Source organism: Achromobacter sp., from assembly GCF_057314935.1.
This window is the reverse complement of record NZ_DBHKZA010000172.1, coordinates 1-4,064: the sequence shown is the minus strand read 5'-3', so window position 1 is coordinate 4,064 and position 4,064 is coordinate 1. Positions and strand designations below refer to the sequence as shown.

3 protein-coding genes are annotated in these 4,064 nt (G+C 65.7%); all 3 read left to right on the top strand.

What is annotated here, in order from left to right:
• Positions 1–54 precede the first annotated feature (54 nt).
• The 3 genes from ACO6D5_RS29705 to ACO6D5_RS29695 are packed head-to-tail and all read left to right on the top strand — an operon-like array spanning position 55 to position 3,943.
• A complete protein-coding gene (locus ACO6D5_RS29705) occupies positions 55–1,578 on the top strand; it encodes an AMP-binding protein (protein WP_485827385.1) in 1,524 nt (507 codons plus the stop codon).
• Between the two features lie 30 nt (positions 1,579–1,608).
• Entirely contained in the window at positions 1,609–2,748 is a 1,140-nt protein-coding gene (locus ACO6D5_RS29700) for an acyl-CoA dehydrogenase family protein (protein ID WP_485827384.1), read from the top strand.
• 37 nt (positions 2,749–2,785) lie between these two features.
• Positions 2,786–3,943 (top strand): acetyl-CoA acetyltransferase, encoded by a 1,158-nt coding sequence (locus tag ACO6D5_RS29695; RefSeq protein WP_485827383.1) that lies wholly within the window; start codon positions 2,786–2,788, stop codon positions 3,941–3,943.
• The last annotated feature ends 121 nt before the right edge of the window (positions 3,944–4,064 follow it).

The window sequence follows — 4,064 nt, the reverse complement described above, 5'->3', positions numbered from 1 at the left end:
GTGCTGAGCAACGGCGTTGCCCGCCTGGCCAATTGAGCAAACCAGAGGTGAACCATGTCTGCACTTGAAGCCCATGCCCGGGAGATGCCCGATCGCATCGCCTACCGCATGATTCCGTCCGGTATCACGGTGACCTGGCGCGAGCTGGAGCTGCGCAGCCGCAAATGCGCCGCGGCCTTGCTGGATGCCGGCCTGCAGGCCGGCGACGGGATTGCAGTATTCCTGGAGAACCATCCGCGGTTCTTCGAACTGCTGTGGGCCGCGCATCGCGTCGGCCTGTACTACACCACCATTAGCAGGCATCTCAAGCGCGAGGAAGCGCGCTACATCATCGAGAATTGCGACGCGCGCGTGCTGTTCTATTCCGGCTGCACGCAGGCCGAAACGGATGCGGACAGCCTGGATGCGCGCGGCGTGCTGCGTGTCTGCATGGACGGCGCGGACGCCGGTGCGATCCAGTACGAGGCCTGGACCGGCCGCTATGCCGACGACGTGGCGTTGCCCGAATCCCCGGAAGGCACGGACTTCCTTTATTCGTCGGGCACCACCGGCCTGCCCAAGGGAATCAAGCGTCCGCTATCGGTCGCCAACCGCTACTTCCGCGTCGGCGACTCGCCCAGCAGCGCCTGGAAGGCGTTCGACCGCGACACCGTCTATCTGTCCACAGCGCCGTTCTATCACGCGGCCCCTGTGCGCTGGAACATGGCGGCGCTGCGCGCCGGCGGCGGTTGCGTCATGATGGAAAAATTCGATGCGGCCGCGGCGCTTGAAGCCATCGCTGCCTTCGGCGTCACGCATTCGCAATGGGTGCCGACCATGTTCATCCGCCTGCTGCGCCTGCCGCAGCAAGAGCGCGCGCGCCACGACCTGTCCACGCTGCGCTACGCGGTGCATGCGGCCGCCCCGTGCCCGGTCGACGTCAAGGAGGCCATGATCGCGTGGTGGGGGCCGATCCTGTACGAGTACTACAGCGGCACGGAACTGGTCGGGCGCACCTCGCTGGGTTCCGAGGAATGGCTGGCGCATCGTGGCTCGGTGGGCAGGCCGGAGTTCGGCCAGGCACACATCATGAGCGAAGACGGGCTGACCGAATTGCCGGCGGGCCAGCCCGGGGTCATCTACTTTTCCGGGGGCGGCTCGTTCGAATACCACAAGGATCCGGACAAGACGCGCGGGGCCTACAACGCGCGGGGCTGGGCCACCTATGGCGATATCGGCTACCTGGACCACGACGGCTATCTGTACCTGACCGACCGCCTGTCCAACATGATCGTGTCGGGCGGCGTCAACATCTATCCCCAGGAAGCGGAAAACCTGCTCTGCACGCATCCCGCGGTGGCCGACGTGGCGGTCGTCGGCGTGCCGAACGACGAGTTCGGCGAAGAGGTCAAGGCGGTCGTGCAGTTGCGCGACCCTGCTGCTGCCAGCGCTGACCTGGCGCAGCAGCTGATCGCCTATTGCCGCGAGCGCATCTCGCCCATCAAGTGCCCGAAGAGCGTGGATTTTTCCAGCGACATGCCGCGTACCGAGACCGGCAAGCTGCTCAAGCGCCTGGTCAAGCAGCGCTACTGGCCCTAGGAGTTCCATCATGACAGATCAGGAGGCAGCATGAACCGGCAACGCAAGCTCTTCTCGGCGGACCACGAATTGTTCCGCGACACGGTGGCGCGCTTCATCGCGGACGAAATCACGCCCCATCACCATCAATGGGAGCAGGACGGACTGGTGCCGCGCGACCTGTGGCGCAAGGCCGGCGCGGCCGGCATCCTGCTGCCCAGCACGCCTGAAGAATATGGCGGGGGCGGCGGGGATTTCCTGCACACCATCATCGTGGTGGAGGAGATCGCCCGCGTGCTGGCTACGGGCGTAACGGGCTTCACCACGCATTCGGACATCGTGGCGCCGTACTTATTGAATTTCGGCACCGAAAGCCAGAAGCGGCGCGATCTGCCCGGCATGGCGCAGGGCGACATCGTGGCGTCTCTCGCCATGACCGAGCCGGGTGCCGGCAGCGACGTCAAGGCGATCCGCACCGCGGCCGCCCGGGCGCAGGGCGGCTACGTCATCAACGGCCAGAAGACCTTCATCACCAACGGCTTCCATGCCGACCGCGTGCTGGTGGTGGCTAAGACGGATCCCGCCGCCGGTTCGCGCGGCATCAGCCTGTTCTGGGTCGACACCGCGACGCCCGGGTTCACGCGCGGGCGGCTGCTGGACAAGGTCGGGCAGAAGGCGCAGGACACGGCCGAACTGTTCTTCCAGGACATGTTCGTGCCGGACGCGGACATGCTGGGAGAGCCGGGGCAGGGCTTCGGCTACCTGATGAAGGAGCTGGTGCGCGAACGGCTGATGATCGCGGTGCGCTGCGCCATGGCGCTGGAGAGCGCGCTGCAATGGACCGTGGACTACACGAAGGAACGCCGTGCCTTCGACAAGGCCTTGATCGACAACCAGTACATCCGATTCAAGCTGGCCGACATCAAGACCCTGGCCGCCGCCACCCGAGCTTTCGTCGACGGCTGCGTGCAGCAGTACCTGGATGGCGAGCTCGACGCCGCAGGCGCCGCCATGGCCAAGCTGTGGGCGTCCGAAGCCACGGGCGCCATCGACGATCTGCTGCAGTTCCATGGCGGCTACGGCTACATGCGCGAGTATCCGATCGCCCGCGCCTACACCGACGTGCGGCCCAACCGGATCTATGGCGGCGCCTCGGAAGTCATGCGCGAGCTGATCGCCCGGGCGCTTTGAACCCCATTTTTCGACATCGACAGGAGCAGATTCCTACATGACCAAGCATCTTTCGAAATCGGTCGCCATCGTCGGCGCCGCCGAATCCGACCTCGGGAAAGTGCCCGGGATGACCTCGCTGGACCTGCAGGCGCAGGCGGCGGCCCGCGCCCTGCGCGATGCGGGATTGAACCTCAAGGACGTCGACGGCGTGTTCGCGCACGTGGACGACAAGTTCGCCGGTCTGCATCTGGCCGAGTATTTGGGCATACGGCCGCGCTACGTGGATTCGACCAGCGTGGGCGGCATGTCCAGCGTCATGCATATCCGCCACGCCATGGCCGCGATCGAGGCCGGAATGTGCGAGGTGGCGCTGGTGGCCTACGGCAGCACCCAACTGTCGGACGGAACGCGCAAGGTGGGCGGCACGCCGGAGGACATGCGCATGCCACGCGGGCAGTTCATCACGCCGTATGGGCAGCTCAGTCCCATCGGCTATTACGCGATGGTGGCGCAACTGCACATGCAACGCTACGGCACCACGCACAAGGATCTGGCCGAAGTGGCGGTGGCGGCGCGAAAATGGGCGCAGCTCAATCCGAAGGCCTACCGGCGCGAGGACACCTCGATCGAGGAAGTCATGGCTTCCAGGATGATCGCCGATCCCTTGCGCCAGCGCGACTGCTGCCTGGTGACAGACGCCGGCGGCGCGGTCATTGTCACGTCAGCCGCGCGCGCTCGCACGCTGAAGCGTCCGCCGGTCTACGTGATGGGCATCGCCGAATCCTTCTCGCACCACTACACGCCTTTCAATACCGCGGACTGGCTGGACACCAATGTGGCGCAGACGGCGGACGTCGCGCTGGAGATGGCCGGCGTCACGCGGGCCGACATCGACGTGGTGCAGATCTACGACCACTTCACGATCGGCGTGATCCAGTCGCTGGAGGAACTGGGCTTCTGCAAGCGTGGCGAGGGCGGGGCCTTCGTGGCGGACGGCCGCCTGGCTCCCGGAGGCGACTTCCCCATCAATACCTCGGGCGGCGGCCTGTCCTACAACCATCCCGGCCAGTTCGGCATGCTGCTGCTGCTCGAAGCGGTGCACCAGTTGCGCAAGGAATGTGGGGAGCGCCAACTGCCCAAGGCAGAACTGGCCCTGGTCCACGCGCCCGGCCTCGTCTTTTCCTGCAACACCACCCTGATTCTCGGAGTCTGACCATGGATCAAGTTCAACGCCCGCTGCCGCAACCGACCCGGATCACCCAGCCCTACTGGGATGCCGCGAAGGAAGGCCGCCTGGTCATCCAGCAATGCGGCTGCTGCAAGGCGCGCCAGTT